This window comes from Ekhidna sp., assembly GCF_039940915.1.
In the GTDB taxonomy this organism is placed as follows: domain Bacteria; phylum Bacteroidota; class Bacteroidia; order Cytophagales; family Cyclobacteriaceae; genus Ekhidna.
The window spans coordinates 1,926,483-1,941,961 of sequence record NZ_JBDVFO010000002.1; the positions used below are offsets into that span (position 1 = coordinate 1,926,483).

15 protein-coding genes are annotated in these 15,479 nt (G+C 41.5%); 9 read left to right on the top strand and 6 right to left on the bottom strand.

From position 1 onward, the window contains the following. Window positions 1–32 precede the first annotated feature (32 nt). The 6 genes from ABJF57_RS13730 (at window position 33) to ABJF57_RS13755 (ending at window position 4,238) form a co-directional block, all read left to right on the top strand. Entirely contained in the window at window positions 33–905 is an 873-nt protein-coding gene (locus tag ABJF57_RS13730; RefSeq protein WP_462230018.1) for a lysostaphin resistance A-like protein, read from the top strand. Beyond that, complete coding sequence (locus ABJF57_RS13735; RefSeq protein ID WP_462230020.1) at window positions 898–1,104, top strand: putative signal transducing protein; 207 nt, start codon at window positions 898–900, stop codon at window positions 1,102–1,104. Before ABJF57_RS13730 ends, ABJF57_RS13735 begins: the two co-directional genes overlap by 8 nt. Beyond that, window positions 1,097–1,915 (top strand): phosphatidate cytidylyltransferase, encoded by an 819-nt coding sequence (locus ABJF57_RS13740; protein ID WP_462230022.1) that lies wholly within the window; start codon window positions 1,097–1,099, stop codon window positions 1,913–1,915. The genes ABJF57_RS13735 and ABJF57_RS13740 overlap by 8 nt, the downstream gene beginning before the upstream one ends. A gap of 67 nt (window positions 1,916–1,982) precedes the next feature. Beyond that, the gene (locus ABJF57_RS13745; RefSeq protein ID WP_462230024.1) at window positions 1,983–3,257 is read left to right on the top strand and encodes a Glu/Leu/Phe/Val family dehydrogenase; all 1,275 of its coding nucleotides are present in this window, start codon (window positions 1,983–1,985) and stop codon (window positions 3,255–3,257) included. Window positions 3,258–3,345: 88 nt separating this feature from the next. Next, window positions 3,346–4,002 carry a phosphatidylserine decarboxylase family protein gene (locus tag ABJF57_RS13750; RefSeq protein WP_462230026.1) on the top strand — a complete coding sequence of 219 codons (657 nt, stop codon included), beginning with the start codon at window positions 3,346–3,348 and terminating at the stop codon, window positions 4,000–4,002. Next, window positions 3,999–4,238, top strand: coding sequence for a DUF6500 family protein (locus ABJF57_RS13755; protein ID WP_462230028.1), 240 nt, complete (start codon window positions 3,999–4,001; stop codon window positions 4,236–4,238). Before ABJF57_RS13750 ends, ABJF57_RS13755 begins: the two co-directional genes overlap by 4 nt. A gap of 63 nt (window positions 4,239–4,301) precedes the next feature. On the opposite strand, the gene guaB is transcribed toward ABJF57_RS13755, so the two are convergent. After that, on the bottom strand, window positions 4,302–5,771 hold the full coding sequence (guaB, locus tag ABJF57_RS13760; RefSeq protein ID WP_462230030.1) for an IMP dehydrogenase: 1,470 nt from the start codon (window positions 5,769–5,771) through the stop codon (window positions 4,302–4,304). A 185-nt stretch (window positions 5,772–5,956) separates the two neighbouring features. Here guaB and pnuC point away from each other — a divergent pair, with 185 nt between their 5' ends. Both pnuC and ABJF57_RS13770 read left to right on the top strand, forming a co-directional pair. Further along, window positions 5,957–6,565 carry a nicotinamide riboside transporter PnuC gene (gene pnuC / locus ABJF57_RS13765; protein ID WP_462230032.1) on the top strand — a complete coding sequence of 203 codons (609 nt, stop codon included), beginning with the start codon at window positions 5,957–5,959 and terminating at the stop codon, window positions 6,563–6,565. Beyond that, a complete protein-coding gene (locus ABJF57_RS13770; protein ID WP_462230034.1) occupies window positions 6,555–7,106 on the top strand; it encodes an AAA family ATPase in 552 nt (183 codons plus the stop codon). The genes pnuC and ABJF57_RS13770 overlap by 11 nt, the downstream gene beginning before the upstream one ends. A 3-nt stretch (window positions 7,107–7,109) precedes the next feature. Here ABJF57_RS13770 and msrA read toward each other — a convergent pair whose 3' ends face one another. Together msrA and ABJF57_RS13780 are read right to left on the bottom strand one after the other, a co-directional pair. Then, the gene (gene msrA, locus ABJF57_RS13775; protein WP_462230036.1) at window positions 7,110–7,763 is read right to left on the bottom strand and encodes a peptide-methionine (S)-S-oxide reductase MsrA; all 654 of its coding nucleotides are present in this window, start codon (window positions 7,761–7,763) and stop codon (window positions 7,110–7,112) included. A gap of 88 nt (window positions 7,764–7,851) precedes the next feature. Continuing rightward, window positions 7,852–10,200 carry a TonB-dependent receptor gene (locus ABJF57_RS13780; protein WP_462230038.1) on the bottom strand — a complete coding sequence of 783 codons (2,349 nt, stop codon included), beginning with the start codon at window positions 10,198–10,200 and terminating at the stop codon, window positions 7,852–7,854. 155 nt (window positions 10,201–10,355) lie between these two features. Between ABJF57_RS13780 and ABJF57_RS13785 the strand changes: the two genes are divergently transcribed. After that, complete coding sequence (locus ABJF57_RS13785) at window positions 10,356–10,958, top strand: ribonuclease HII (RefSeq protein WP_462230040.1); 603 nt, start codon at window positions 10,356–10,358, stop codon at window positions 10,956–10,958. Here ABJF57_RS13785 and ABJF57_RS13790 read toward each other — a convergent pair. From ABJF57_RS13790 to ABJF57_RS13800, 3 genes are read right to left on the bottom strand one after another with little or no spacing between them, the layout of a single operon-like run. Further along, window positions 10,955–11,314: a response regulator gene (locus ABJF57_RS13790; RefSeq protein ID WP_462230041.1), complete on the bottom strand. Its 360-nt coding sequence runs from the start codon at window positions 11,312–11,314 to the stop codon at window positions 10,955–10,957. The two genes, ABJF57_RS13785 and ABJF57_RS13790, sit on opposite strands and share 4 nt — an antisense overlap. A 1-nt stretch (window position 11,315) precedes the next feature. Further along, on the bottom strand, window positions 11,316–13,274 hold the full coding sequence (locus ABJF57_RS13795; RefSeq protein WP_462230043.1) for a PAS domain S-box protein: 1,959 nt from the start codon (window positions 13,272–13,274) through the stop codon (window positions 11,316–11,318). Between the two features lie 53 nt (window positions 13,275–13,327). Beyond that, window positions 13,328–15,466 carry a WG repeat-containing protein gene (locus ABJF57_RS13800; RefSeq protein WP_462230045.1) on the bottom strand — a complete coding sequence of 713 codons (2,139 nt, stop codon included), beginning with the start codon at window positions 15,464–15,466 and terminating at the stop codon, window positions 13,328–13,330. Between the last annotated feature and the right edge of the window lie 13 nt (window positions 15,467–15,479).

The following is a 15,479-nucleotide window of genomic DNA, read 5'->3' on the forward strand; positions in this document are numbered from 1 at the left end:
GAACGGTTATATTTGCCCGCAAAGTTAGCTATATGCAAGACATTCTAAGAAATAACCCGGAAGATAAACAACAGACCTGGGCTTGGGCCTTCGGCCTTGGTCTTACGGCATACATTTCTATCGTGATGATGCTAGGAAATAGCGGTGAGGATGTGGATACGGATATGATCCTGGGAATGAATCCAATATTTCTTCTTGCTGCCCAGGGAGTCATAGCAACCTTGATGTTCATAGCCGTACCTGCACTTTTCAATGGCATTGCTCTGAAAATACCATTCAGTGAATACTTTCCTAAAGTTTCTTTGTCAACTGCAGGATTAACCCTGCTGATATGCATCAGCTTCATGGTTGTAAATAGCGCCATTGGCGAATGGAACATGAACCTAGACTTTGGCAGTTCTGATTTTGCCAAGTGGGCTAAAGGATCAGAAGAACAGCTCAAAGTTTTAACAGAGCACTTAACCAATTTCACTTCACCAACGCATTTCATATTAGCCATCGTTGTAATAGCAATCATTCCAGCAATTGGTGAGGAGTTCCTTTTCAGGGGGCTCATCCAAAACCTCTTTTCAAAAGCTTTTTCAAATCATCATGTGGCTATTTGGGTCACCGGCTTCATTTTCGCCGCTATTCACATGCAATTTTTTGGTGTGATGCCACGCATGTTTTTAGGTGTGCTCTTTGGATACCTATACCATTGGTCGGGGAAATTAACGGTAGCCATGATCGGGCATTTGGTAAATAATGGACTGGCACTGATCGCGCTGTACATGGCCCAAAAAGATGTGGTAGAAGTAAGTCCTGAGCAAATGGAACAAGCTGCGCCATGGCCAGCAGTTTTGGTGTTTGCGGTTATCACTTTTTTCCTTTTGAGAATGTTTTACAAAAAATTTCAGCATGCGTGATTGGCAAGTCGTATATTCGGACGATCAAGAACATCGTGTGGATATTGTAAAAGCTGTTTTGGATGATAAAGGATTGAGTCCGGTTAAAATCAATAAACAAGTTTCTCAGCATGGTTTCGGAAATTTTGAAATATTTGTAGCCCCAGACCATGTCATCAGAGCCATTAGAATCATAAAAGAAGAGATAAAGTTTGAGTAAATACCCAGATCTTATACCGCGGTTTTTCTCTGCCATTGTTGGCGGATTGATCATCATTTCTTCTCTTATATGGAGTAAATGGGGCTTCTTTGCTATTTTCCTTTCAATTTCCTGTTTGACCATTTGGGAATTTTACAGACTCATGCGCTTGCAGAGTTATCTGCCTATCCGATTCCTTGGCGTCACCATCGGTGCCCTTCTTTTTACCATCACCTTTCTGATAGAAACAGATTACCTTTCGCACCAGCACTATGTCATGCTTTTCCCGTTGGCTTCTTTTGTGTTTCTGATTAAGCTATACAAGAAAAGTGATGTTCACCCCTTCATCAACATCGCGCTTTTTTACCTCGGCATCATGTATGTTGCTGTTCCGTTTGCATTGACCAATCTACTGGTATTTCATAGTGGGGAATATTCCTATGAGATTATCCTCGGCTTACTGTTCCTAACATGGGCCAATGATGTCGGCGCATATTTCACAGGAATCTTATTCGGTCGCACAAAGCTTTTTGAAAGAATCTCTCCGAAAAAATCCTGGGAAGGAAGCATTGGCGGAGCTGCAACGGCTGTTTTGGTAGCGGTAGTCATCGGATTCTACTTCGAAGGACTCAATGAAATAGAGTGGATCAGTGTCGCCATCATTGTGGTGATTGCAGGAACCTATGGAGACTTGGTAGAGTCTCATTTTAAGCGCTCCATTCAGATCAAAGATTCAGGTACAATTATCCCTGGTCATGGTGGATTTTTAGACCGATTTGATAGCTTATTGATTGCCGTTCCTTTTGTTGTAGTTTTCTTGAAATTATTCTAGAGAGAAGCAGAAATCCGGTTAGCTTTGCGGGCAAAACAAACAACACACCCCATTTTACTTTTTTCCTATGGCATATATAGAACCCGCGCCAATAAAGGACAGAGATAATCCATTTGAGTCCATGATGTCACGTTTCCAGATTGCAGCCGAACACCTCGGTTTGGATCAGGAAGTGTACGACGTTTTGAAGACTCCTGCCAAGCAGGTTATCGTCTCGTTACCCGTTACGATGGACAATGGATCCATCAAGGTATTCGAAGGATACCGCGTCATTCACTCTACCATTTTGGGACCATCAAAAGGAGGCGTCCGATATGACATGGACGTGAACATAGACGAAGTGAAAGCCCTTGCCGCCTGGATGACCTGGAAATGTGCGGTCGTAGATATCCCTTACGGTGGCGCAAAAGGGGGTATCAAATGTAATCCACGAGAAATGTCAGCAGGTGAAGTAGAAAGACTTACCAGAGCTTTCACGCAAGCCATGCACGACGTGTTCGGTAAGGATAGAGATATTCCTGCTCCTGATATGGGAACCGGACCTAGGGAGATGGCCTGGATGATGGATCAGTACTCTCGAATACAAGGCATGACGGTAAACTCTGTTGTTACAGGCAAGCCTCTTGTTCTTGGAGGTTCTTTAGGTAGAACAGAAGCCACCGGAAGAGGTGTGATGATCTCTGCACTAGCAGCAATGGAAAAACAGAAAATCAATCCTTTTAAGGCTACTTGCGCTATTCAAGGGTTTGGCAATGTTGGCTCATGGGCAGCTCAACTTTTGGAAGAAAGAGGAGTAAATATTGTGGCTGTCAGTGATCTTTCCGGGGCATATTACAACCAAGAAGGCATCAATATCAAGAAAGCAATGGAGTACCGCAATGGAAACAACGGTAGCCTGGAAGGATATGATGGTGCAGAAAAAATTGATCCGGAAGAATTGTTGCTCCTTGAGGTGGATGTGCTAGTGCCTGCTGCCATCGAGGATGTGATCACTCAGAAAAATGCCGATAAGATCAAGGCAAAGATGATTGTGGAAGGAGCCAATGGCCCTACTTCTGCTAAAGCTGATGCTATTTTGAATGACAAGGGAATTTTGGCCGTACCGGATATTCTTGCCAACGCTGGCGGTGTGACGGTATCTTATTTTGAGTGGGTACAAAATCGTCTAGGGTATGGCTGGACGCGCGAGCGTGTGAGCAGGCGATCCGACAGAATTATGAAAACGGCATTCGACAAAGTATATGCTACTTCAGAAGAGTATGGAGTAAGTATGCGTATTGCTGCATACATTGTCGCCATAGATAAGGTAGCGAAGACCTACAAATATCGTGGTGGATTTTAGCCACGGGGTGGCAGCCATTTATTTTTCTTCTTTACGGATAATCACTATCTGAATAAAGATTGACACGAAGAAGTATAAAAAATAAACTATGAGATTACATAAGGAAGGTTTAAAGATGATACCGCTGATGGCAATACTTACGGGTGGACTGTATGCATTGCTTTACTGGCTAATACCATTTTTTATTTTTCAAGTGGTTTTAGCTGTAGTAGCTATCATTTTTATGATCCTTGTGATTCGATTCTTTCGTAACCCGAAAGTAATCACTCCTCCAAAAGATGGAGTGGTCTATGCGCCTGCTGAAGGAAAAGTAGTAGTAATTGAACGTGTTTACGAAGGAGAATATCATAAGGACGATCGCATACAGGTTTCCATCTTTATGTCCCCATTGAATGTCCATGTGAATAGGAGTCCAGTGAAAGGGAAGGTAGATTTTTTTCAATACCACCCGGGTAAGTTCTTAGTAGCGTGGCACCCAAAATCCAGCACAGATAATGAAAGGACCTCTGTAGGGTTCAAGACCGAAAGTGGAGTAAACATCTTGATGCGTCAAATTGCAGGCGCTGTAGCACGAAGGATTGCCTTCTACCCCAAAGTGGGAGACGCAGTTGAACAAGGAACATCCGTTGGTTTTATCCGCTTCGGAAGTCGGGTGGATCTTTATTTACCGCTTGATGCCGACATCAAAGTCAAGATCGGTGATTTGACTAAAGGTGGAGAAACAAAGGTGGCACAGCTAAAATGACAGAGTCTTTCAGGAAAAAGATCATCCAAGTTTGCAATGACAAGATCTCTGCAAAAGGAGAAAATGTTGGCTTATCGTTTTATGCCTTCTTCGCAAATAAGAATGATAATCCTAAACTACTAATGGAAGTTGCTAAATGGTGGATTCTAGAAAATGAGCTAGACCATTTTGAGAAGGCCGTGAAAATAAAAGGCATGATGGAGGAAATGCCTCATAATCCTCAACAAATTAGTTAAAATAGCATCAGTAGACCAGTGATTGGTTTCCCTATTAACTAGTCTACTAATCACCAAATACCATCACTTCTTGCTGTAATTCGGCGCCTCTCTGGTGATGTGTATATCGTGCGGATGACTTTCTGTTACTCCTGCGCCCGAAATTTTCACAAACTTGGCATTCTGCAAATCCTCAATGGAACCTGCTCCGCAATATCCCATGCCTGCTTTCAGTCCTCCGACCATTTGATAAAGCACCTCCTGCACAGAGCCTTTGAATGGCACTCGGCCAACAATCCCCTCTGGCACTAGTTTCTTGATGTCATCTTCGGCATCTTGAAAGTAGCGGTCTTTTGAACCCTCTTCCATTGCCTCCACAGACCCCATTCCTCGATAGGATTTAAATTTTCTTCCTTCATAAAGAATCACTTCTCCGGGAGCTTCTTCAGTACCTGCAAGCATTGAGCCTATCATCACCGTATTTCCTCCTCCAGCAATTGCCTTCACCATATCTCCTGAAAATCTAATCCCTCCGTCTGCCACAATAGGAACTCCAGATCCTTTAATCGCCTGAGAAGACTCATATACGGCTGAAAGCTGCGGGACGCCTACGCCTGCAATTACTCGGGTCGTACATATACTCCCTGGACCAACGCCTACTTTCACTGCATCAGCTCCGGCTTCCACCAAAGCTTTTGCCGCTTCAGCAGTAGCTATATTTCCAACTATTGTTTCTAAATCGGGAAATGCCTTCTTGATTTGCTTTGCCATATCTATCACTCCTTTTGAGTGACCGTGTGCAGTATCAATAGAGACTAAATCAACCCCTGCCTTCACCAACGCAGCTATTCGATCTTCAATGTCTGGCGTTACCCCAACTGCAGCTCCTACTCTTAACCTGCCATACTCATCTTTACACGCATTTGGCCTGTCTCTATTTTTCAAAATGTCTTTGTAGGTAATCAGTCCCGTCAGCTTTCCTTCTTTATTTACAATCGGGAGCTTCTCGATTTTGTGTTTTTGAAGAATTGCCTCAGCCTCATTTAAACCTACTTCAGCTGTTGCGGTGATTAGATTATCCTTGGTCATGATATCCTTCACCGGCTTCTTTGGCTTTTTCTCGAAGCGAAGATCCCGGTTGGTTACAATGCCAATGAGTTTATTTTCTTTATCAACAACAGGGATTCCTCCAATCTTATTCTCCTTCATGATGGACTCGGCATCATTCACAGTAGCATCTACATGGAGTGTAATTGGATCAAGTATCATTCCACTTTGAGATCGCTTTACTTTACGAACCTGAATGGCCTGTTGATCGATGGTCATGTTTTTGTGGATGATGCCAATTCCACCTTCCAAAGCCATTGCAATGGCTAGTTTTGCTTCTGTTACCGTATCCATGGCAGCAGAAACTAAAGGAATATTTAAACGAATATTTCTTGTGATCTGAGCTGAAGTATCAGTGTCACGTGGAAGAATCTCGGAATAACCTGGGAGTAGAAGCACATCGTCATAGGTAAGTGCTTCGAAGAGGAATTTGTCGTTTGTTGTCATGGCAAATAAGACTGAACTGTTATCATTATTTGCCGTGCAAAATTATGTCGGTTCCTTAGAATAAGTACTATCGCAAGACATATTTTTACCAAATGGAATGAGTCTAGTACTCAATCTGCTTTTTTGAGCTGTTTTTAATAGCCGCTCAAATGTATACCCTACAACCTCATTCAATATAAAAAGGTATGGATATTTGGAGTTCATTTTACGACCAGCTTCTGGAGACCACATGGTTGGAGTTTATTGCTGTTATTTGTGGCATACTCAGTGTTTGGTTTAGCAAACAGGAAAGCATTTTAGTCTATCCCTTCGGGATCGTCAGTGTAGTCATATTTGTCTACTTGACCTACGAATATGGGCTTTATGCTGAAACCGGGATTAATGTTTACTACTTCCTCATGAGTGTGTATGGGTGGTGGAATTGGAAGAACACCAAAGACATTGCTGCCAGCCAGATACCCATAACTCGTAGCTCGAAAGGTGGTCACATTGTGAATGTTAGCACTTTTTTATTGGCTACCATTTTCATCTACATCCTGCTTATCAAATTTACGGATAGTACCGTTCCATTGATCGACTCAATAACAACGGGTCTGGCCATAACCGGCATGTATTTGATGGCACTGAAAAAGATTGAGCATTGGCTATTTTGGATAGCCTGTGATTTGATTTCTATTCCATTGTACATCTACAAAGGCCTTCCCTTTACCAGTTTCCAGTTTCTAGTTTTTACTTACCTGGCTGTCCTGGGTTGGCTTTCTTGGAAGCGAAAATTGATAATGAGTGGGAATTAAACGGATCGTTGTATTGGGCCCTGAATCGACAGGTAAAAGTGAGTTGTGTCAGCACTTGGCCCGTCATTATGATACGGAGTGGGTTCCAGAATATGCACGCTTCTACCTGGATAGACTCACCGGTGAGTATCAGCAGTCTGACCTCAAGTCCATGGCTGAAGGGCAACTTTCCTGGGAAGATGAAAAGGCTGAGTATGCAAACGAATATTTGATTTGCGATACCAACCTAATTGTGATCAAAATATGGAGCGATCATAAGTATGGAAATACAGATGAATGGATTGAGAAAGAACTAGCCAATAGGTCGTATGATTTCTATTTATTGAACAACATTGATATTCCTTGGATGCCTGATCCTCAGCGTGAGCATCCTAAGATGAGAAAACATTTTTTTGACATTTTCAAATCTTATCTGGAAGAGCATAATTTGCCCCATGCCATTGTTTCGGGAATTGAAGGCGAACGTAAAAATTGTGCGGTTGATGCAGTCTCTACTTTCTTTTCGAAAGGGGAAGAAGATACCAGGTCAAGCCCAGCTTGACATCTAGTTTGATTTTAATAAATCTTTGAATTTTTTAGCGACCTTTTCAATTTTTGGTCGAGAAACATTCACGATGTAGCCATTATTCGGGTGCTTTTCTTCATAGTCCTGATGATAATCTTCTGCATCATAGAAAACATCAAGTTTACTCAGTTTAGTCACAATAGGTCTGGAAAATTCAGGTGCTAATTCCTTCATTTTTGCTTCAGCTAATTGCTTCTGCTCGTCACTGTGATAGAAAATCTCTGAACGATACTGAGGCCCTACATCTGGTCCTTGACGATCCAGCTGGGTTGGATCATGTGCTGTAAAAAAGATTTCAAGAAGGGTCTCATAGGTTATAATCGAAGGGTCGAAATAAACCTGAACAGCTTCTGCGTGTCCTGTGCGTCCCGAACTTACCAATCGATAGTCCGCCGTAGATTTAGTCCCTCCAGAATAGCCAGAAACTGCCTCTGCAACACCTTGAATTTGCTCAAAGGATGCTTCCACACACCAAAAACAACCACCAGCAAATGTGGCAGTGTCCAAATTTTGATAGTCAATCTCAACAACGGTAGGTTTTGATTCTGAATTTTCTTCTCTAGCGTTATTTTCAGTGCCCTGTGTCTGACAACTGAAAAGGAAAATACCTGCTATTAATGCTACAATCTTCATTATCCAATTTTTTCTTCAATTTACGAATGCCTCTGTCTATTGGGTTTTGCAATTGACAATAATGTAACCACTCTTACATTCGGATGTTTTAAAATTCGATGCGATAACTAAGGTTTGGAAAGAAACTCACTTGGGAGTCCGAACGAATTTGTCCTGATCCAGGGTCATAGAACCGGAAAAATTCATTGCTTCTTTGGGTTAGGTTCTGAATGTTTAAAGCGATGACTGAAGTCAGTCTAGGTTTATTCTTTCTATAACTAATGCCGATATCCATTCTGAAGAAATTGTCCAGTTTTAGTTCATAATTTCGCTCAAAATTAAAGCGAGAACCTCCTTCATTGATTGACCTGATTATGTCGAGAGGAGCTTGCCTCTTGCCTCCCGCAAAAATGAATTTACCATTCAAACCAAGGGTATTGTTGCCATTCTTCCCAACCGGGATTTCTTTGCCAGCCAGAAAATTGAATATATACCCTCCATCAAATTGTGTGCTTCTCTCTACTCCATCTGCGGCAGTATACAATGATTTGTAAAAAGACGCAGTGGACAGCATATAAAAGCCATTGGTCAGGAATCGTTCCAGTGTCAATTCAAGTCCATAATTCCTTCCTGTCCCATCATTGGCCAGTTCGGTACTTGTATATCCATCAAATGTATTGAGTATGGAAAAGGAAAGTGCTTCAGCGCTAGAGGCAGTATCATTTGGCCAGACAGGTACATCATACAAATGTTGATAATACACCTCGCTCTTGAACTTCAGTCCATCCATGAGCATTTTCTCAAATCCCAAGGCCACATGAGCCGCGCGCGTAAAGCCCAGATCTTTGTTGTTTTGAACAAACCCCCCACTCTCAAGCTGTTGCTTTGCTGTATAAAGCGCTACCGTTTCCATTCGGCTGTGAAGCCCTGCACCGCCGGTAATTGAATATTTCTCTCTATTCCATCGAAAGCCCATCCGTGGTTCGACATATGTTCGATTATTGAGTGCAAAATGAGATATATGGATCCCAGAATTGATCGTGAGTTTATCCGAGGGTCTAAATTGCCAGTTGCTGAACCCTTGCAAGAATTCAGCGTGATCATTCTCATCAAGGGTAGTGATATACCTATTTTCCGAGCGTATCAGAAACTGATTTTCAAGATCATATCCAAGCCTACTTATCACTGCTCCTACTCTGAGTGCATGTCGTGCAGAAAATTTATGATTGTAGAAAGTAGAAAACCTTAGGGAAGTCTCAACAAAGTCTTCATTCTGGAACAGTTTGACGTTCAGTGAATCCGAGTTATTCGTCAGTTTACTGAATGATCCTGAAATTATTGTCTCAAAAAACGAATCATCCGAAGTATAAAACACATTTGTGACACCTCCCACACCCAGGGTTTGATCCTCTGATTCTACAAGAAAGTCACCAAATGCTCGATTTGGATTGAAATCATAGGTATTTCGGCCGCCTAATCCCCAGATGGAAAACGAACCTACCTTTTTGGTTGGGAGTCGAATTTTGAATGACAAATCCTGAAAAGCAATATCCTCCTCATCTCCCAAAATATCGAGCCCCAAATTGGTCAGCAGTGAAAGTGTGGAGTATCGATAATTTACCAGATAAGAAGAGCGACTACCTTTGGCAATTGGGCCCTCTGAAGCAGCAGCAATGCCTAGCAATCCCGCTTGTATTGCGTGTTCATGTTTATCAAAGTTCCCTTGCCTTAATTGGAGATCAAAAATACCAGAGGTTGCATTCCCATATTGAGCTGGAAAGGCACCAGTAAAAAAATCTGAGCTCGCCAAAACACTTGAACTCAGCATACTAATCCCACCTGCTGAAGAGCCGATAGATGTGAAGTGATTGGGATTAGGTATTTCTACCCCTTCCAGTCTCCACAGAATTCCTTTGGGAGAATTTCCTCGTATCACAATTTCATTGAGAAGGTCATCTCCTCCTGTTTGCACCCCCGCATAGGTCAATGCAGCTCTTGCCGGATCATCAAAGGTGGCAGCAAAACGACTGGTCTCCTCAACACCAAGCGAAATGGCACTCACTGTTGCAAGATCATTTCTTGGCTCACCTTTCTTTTGCGCTTCCGCAGATATGACAACCTCATCCAATTGCTGCAAAGATTCTATCAACTTCACGTTGATTACTGCTTCTTTTCCGGTACTTACCAGAATTTCCGGAATAGTAGCCGAGGAGTATCCCAAATAAGACACATAAATGGATTGTCTGCCAATTGGTACTTCTTCGATCCTGTAGTAACCATTTACATCTGATACGGCACCCAAAGGAGGGCTTATACCTGCTACTCTCACTGTAGCTCCAATGAGAGGTGTGCCAGATTGTTCATCGGTAATCTGACCTTTAATAGTTTGGGTGAGTGTTTGTGAGTAGGTGTGGGTGGAGAGGATAAAAACCATAACTCCCCAAATAAATTTTTTCATTCTTTGCGTGTAGTGATTTAGTAGTAGCTCATGATTTAGCATCATGATTTATATAAAGACGGTAAAAAAAAGAAAAGGCTTTGAAAATCGATATTTTTCTTTGCCCCTGTAAATAGTCAACAATTTTACCTTAGTCATTTAATAGTTTTGTCTGCATGTTGAAATCCTATTTTCAGAAGGAAAAAATTGAGGCCGGATGCGATGAGGCAGGCAGAGGATGCCTCGCAGGACCTGTAGTCGCTGCTGCAGTAATTCTACCGCAAAAGTATAAGCACAAAGTACTCAATGATTCAAAACAGCTCTCTGAAAAACAACGGATCGAAGTAAAGAAAGACATCATAAATGATGCAATCGCCTGGGCAATAGGAGTTGCGTCTCCAAGCGAAATCGATGATATAAACATCCTTAACGCCAGCTATTTAGCAATGGATCGGGCAGTTGAAAAATTGAAAACCAATCCCGAATTGCTACTGATTGATGGTAATCGATTTAAATCGACTCTGGAGATTCCGTTCGAATGCATCATTAAAGGGGATGCCAAGTTTCTATCCATCGCTGCGGCTTCCATATTGGCTAAAACTTACCGTGATGATCTTATGCGTGAACTTGCAATTGAATTTCCAGGGTATGGTTGGGAGACAAACGTTGGCTACCCCACCAGGGCACATCGCGAAGGCCTGAAAGAATTAGGCTCTAACTGCCATCATCGCATGAGTTTTCAATTATTGCCAAGTCAACTGGAATTATTTCCTGACTAGGAGCCTAAGGTTATGGAGATTTTCTCCCGATCTAGCGGCTTTTCTAGCATGGAGGTGACCAGTGGATTTTCATCTGCTTTTCGCTGATCTGATGGGTCGATTGAGGACGTCAAGACATAGACTTGTTTGCCCCAGTCTTCGATTTGTGGTAAGGCTTCCAAAAACTCCCACCCATTCATAACGGGCATGTTCAGATCCAGAAAAATAATATCCACTGATTGCGTTTTTAGAAAATCGATGGCTTCTTCTCCGTTCATGGCTTTGAATATTTCAACCTGATCCCTTTCTTTCTTAATAGCTAACTCAGCTAGTGTGAGGAAAATCGGATCATCATCCACAAGCAATATTTTACTCAAATCATGCATTAAAATAGACCGTAAACTCGGTCCCTTTATCTATTTCGCTTTTTACTTCAATGCGACCATTTATTGCTTCCACTTGTTGTTTGGTCATATAAAGTCCCATGCCGTGACCACTCTCTTCATCAGCATGAAACCGTGACCCAAGTTGAAACATCTTTCCTCCAAATCTTTTCAGATCTATCCCCCTACCTTGGTCTGCCACCGTTAAAAGTACTTCTTTTGATTGTTTTTTTGCACAAATTTTTATTTTTCGTCTGTCCTTAGTTACTCCATACTTCATTGCGTTAGTTATCAAATTATGAAGAATGCTTTGTAAATAGGCTGGCAAAATTCTCAAGGTTAAATCATCTGGAATGTCTACTTCTAGCTCTATTTGCTTCTCAGTGGCCGACTTTCGGTTGAGTAACATAATATCGTTTATTACCTCCCTTAAATTGACTTCTTCTTTCTCCAACATTGAAATATCCTTTTCAAAGTTTAGGAGATCGTTGATTGCATCGATGGCTAAATTCAGCTTTAGTGCCGTCGCCTTGAGCATCTCAAAATATTCCTTATTTCCAGGATCGTCTTCAATGATTGAGAGCAATCCAACCAGATTTGCTACGGAGGATCTAAAATTGTGAGAGGTGATGTATGAGAAATCTTTTAACCGCTGATTTTGCTCTATGGTTTTGCTAAATAGCTTGTGCAACTCAAGTTCGTTCTGCGATCTAATTCGGATGTTGACCAGCATCTCGGAGAATAGCTCCAGAAGTATCACCTCTTTTTCAGATGCCACGTGACGCTGTCTGACCCAATCGAAACCTACAAAGCCCACGCATTCTTTGCGATGGATCATAGGCATGGTAATTAGGCTTTTGATTTTTTGCAACTCAAGAAGATTCTTATACTCTGCCTCCTTAACATCACCAGTATCCGGTATTATCAATGGTTTTCCAACCAAGGTTGTGTTTTTCAATTCTGGCACCATCTCTAAAGGAAGGTTTTGATTATTCTCAATCTCCGGGCTCACTCCGGATGCACACCATTCATAGGTATTGCTACATACTCCTTTTTCATGATCAAGATCGAAAACATATGCTCTATCTGCGCCTACGAATTCTCCTAATTCTCTTAAAGAATCATTGATTGTATTCTCGACTTCTTCTAGTGGGAGATCAATGTATTTTGTAGACAATCCGATGAGCATTCTTTGCATCTCTGCATACTTCATCAAGGCTTTCTCCGCTTCTTTTTCCTTCGTTATATTTCTTACGGCACCATCAAAATATACTTTCCCATCTACACCATCTACCTTAATGGAATTAAGATAACCCCAAAATGTACTCCCGTCTCTTCTCCTAAATTCTACTTCCTTATTTTCAATGGATCCCTTCTCAATAATCTCGCTCCCAATTTCGCTTCTATTTTCAGGGATTTTATATAAGTCTGAAGGATTCATTTCCATGATATCCTTTATTGAATCATACCCAAACATCTTAATAAATTCGTCATTTACATAGACGATTCCATTCTCACTTTCACTGCGATATATTGCTTCGTTGATGTTCTTGTTTATACTTTCTAATAATTGCTCTCTATGCCGTATCCGATCCAGGAACTCGCGTTCTTTGGTTACATCTCTTATTGCGCCATCCCAAAAAACATTTCCATCCTTATCTTCATGCATGATGGTGGACACCAAACCAGTAAACTCAGAACCATCCTTTCTAAAAAAGATGACTTCTTCATTTTCATAGGAATGACTGGCGTTAAGCTTGTTGATTAGTCTGGATCGATCTCTTGGATCCTTATACATTTTGGAAATGTTTCGGTTCTTCACCTCCTCGTCGGAGGAAAATCCAAACATCTTCACAAAAGCCTTATTTACATAAATGAGCCCATCTTTATCGCTTCTAAAGATAGCCTCACTTATATTCTGGTTTACCGATTCCAGAAGTTGGTTTAAATCCATACTTGAGGGGCTATTTAGCTGGTTACCCCGGTTTATTTATAAAGTAAAGGAGGTCAGTTTTTTACCATGGTAAATTCACCCATCACCTTTATCTCATCATGGTTAATCTTAAAAATCGGATTGCCTGAGTAACTCAATACTCCCCAAGCCCCGTTTTTGGAAACCAAAACACGATTTCCAAAATCTTCTAAATGATCAAAAGCGGGTCTGAAAATGAAACTGCCAACTTCATCTACCAAGCCTTTACGACCATCCATATCCTGCACAATATAATTATCCGTTCTCAATCGGTGAATGGATTTCCAAATAAGTTCCAAAACTTCCTTGCCTGCTTTATCAACTAATCCAAACTTTCCATCCGCTTCCACGATTGTTCGTCCATTCTTAAAAGGCATCACTTCTTGATAGTAAGGTTGTATCATAAGTGATTCGTGCTTATCTATGAAGCCCCACTTTCCTCTCAATTTAATTGCGGCTCGCCCCTCACTAAATGGGCGGACATGATCGTATCGGTTGCTGATCCTTAATCGCCCAAAATCATCGACAAATCCCCATCTGCTTTCTTTTTTCACAGCAAAATAACCTTCTCCAAAACCACCAATTTCCTGATAAGCCTCTTCCGCTCTTACTATTAACTTGCCGCTGGAAGTCATTAAGGAGATAACATCATCTTTCCGTAACTCATAATAACCTTCAAATGATCTTATGCTGTCGTACTCAGGCGACACAATCATATTTCCGAATGAATCGATTAGGCCATATTTTGACGAATCGTTCTGGACCAAAACGTGAGAATCGATTTTAGAAATAGGTTTTGCTATGGTCTTGTATAAGGCTTCACCATTGTGGTGTACGGTGTACCCTTTCCCTCTACGGCCTATGATCAAATCATTTACAGCAATCACTTCATTAAATTCTGATCGCACAACCCATTCTTCCTTGTCGTTAAGCACCCCCCATCGATTTAAATACGAAACCAAGTATTCATTGCGGGCTGGCACAATGCTATCATATTTATAGGTTGTCGCATTGTCTTGATCTGTGTCTATGATTCCCCAGTGATTATTCTTCTTCGCCACAAATTGTCCTGTCAATCCAAGTTTTAGTGACTGCAATGGGAGTCTGTTTATTGTCATTCCCTCTCGATTTAAGAGGTGCCAGCCTTTCTCATCAAGGCATGCATAATGACTTCCCAGAGAGAATATGGAGTCATATGTTGATGTTACATTGGAGCCATCTTCCTTAAGTATGATCCATTTTCGGGTCTTTGAATTTTGAACAATCATTTGATTTTGCGAAGCTTCCTTAAGCACCAACTGATGATTGTTTAAAAGCGTACTGTTCTTTAGCAACAAATGGTGAGCACCGTTTAAATAGGCCATAAGTGTCCCTTGTGCAGTCATTGTCAGAGAATCACACTGCCACTTCAAAAACACGGTGTCTTGCTTGTAAACAGTCCATTCAGGGAATCGAACAGGGGTGATTTGTTCTCCCTCAGATAAGAAAGTTTTAAACTCAAAGTCGTGAATGAGTGCTCCAGTGGTTGATAAATATCCAGCATATCCGTCTTGAAATGCTACCCAACCTTCTTGATAAATGATTGAATCCAGATTTAATTGAATGGGTTGTCCGCTTGTGCGATAGGTATCCAACTTTTGACCGTGTTGCCTGGCAATGAAAAGATTGTTTTGCTCTTCTATGGAAGCATATTTTGTGTCAATAATTAATGTGTTATCAAAAGAAACAATGCCAAACAATTGTTTACGTCCATCAAAAGCGCTTACCAACCAATTGGCACCAATGGGCTGAATCGAGAAGTAATTGAAGCTAACGATTGTTTTTCCTTTGGCATCTAGCACGCCATGGAATAGGTGATTGCTGAACCTGCCTTTGATAGACGCTTTGAAATAATTATTGGACAGAGGCTCCATTGTGTAGAATTTCTGACCAGTCAGTGCTTTGTTCCTGGCGGTGATTAAACCCCAAAGCTTATCCCTGCGAAATCCTATTACACCGTTCTTTACTTCGCTAGACCCATCTGACCAGCCCAGTTTTTCATAAACTGCAGGTACAGTGACATTGCCGATCTCATCCTTGATGCCGAAATAGCCATCTTTTTCAAAGACCGTAAACTCTTCTGCCAATGTCGCAAAAGAGCCAATGAAAAATAAAATGAATGTGTAATACCGCATTGTCCTGCGACAA

Excerpts from the sequence above, each read along its gene's own strand:
- ABJF57_RS13750 (WP_462230026.1), top strand. The coding sequence starts at position 3,346 with ATGAGATTACATAAGGAAGGTTTAAAGATGATACCGCTGATGGCAATA.
- ABJF57_RS13745 (WP_462230024.1), top strand. The coding sequence starts at position 1,983 with ATGGCATATATAGAACCCGCGCCAATAAAGGACAGAGATAATCCATTT.
- ABJF57_RS13785 (WP_462230040.1), top strand. The coding sequence starts at position 10,356 with ATGTTGAAATCCTATTTTCAGAAGGAAAAAATTGAGGCCGGATGCGAT.
- msrA (WP_462230036.1), bottom strand. The coding sequence starts at position 7,763 with ATGAAGATTGTAGCATTAATAGCAGGTATTTTCCTTTTCAGTTGTCAG.
- ABJF57_RS13780 (WP_462230038.1), bottom strand. The coding sequence starts at position 10,200 with ATGAAAAAATTTATTTGGGGAGTTATGGTTTTTATCCTCTCCACCCAC.
- ABJF57_RS13755 (WP_462230028.1), top strand. The coding sequence starts at position 3,999 with ATGACAGAGTCTTTCAGGAAAAAGATCATCCAAGTTTGCAATGACAAG.
- ABJF57_RS13730 (WP_462230018.1), top strand. The coding sequence starts at position 33 with ATGCAAGACATTCTAAGAAATAACCCGGAAGATAAACAACAGACCTGG.
- guaB (WP_462230030.1), bottom strand. The coding sequence starts at position 5,771 with ATGACAACAAACGACAAATTCCTCTTCGAAGCACTTACCTATGACGAT.
- ABJF57_RS13800 (WP_462230045.1), bottom strand. The coding sequence starts at position 15,466 with ATGCGGTATTACACATTCATTTTATTTTTCATTGGCTCTTTTGCGACA.
- ABJF57_RS13735 (WP_462230020.1), top strand. The coding sequence starts at position 898 with ATGCGTGATTGGCAAGTCGTATATTCGGACGATCAAGAACATCGTGTG.
- pnuC (WP_462230032.1), top strand. The coding sequence starts at position 5,957 with ATGGATATTTGGAGTTCATTTTACGACCAGCTTCTGGAGACCACATGG.
- ABJF57_RS13795 (WP_462230043.1), bottom strand. The coding sequence starts at position 13,274 with ATGGATTTAAACCAACTTCTGGAATCGGTAAACCAGAATATAAGTGAG.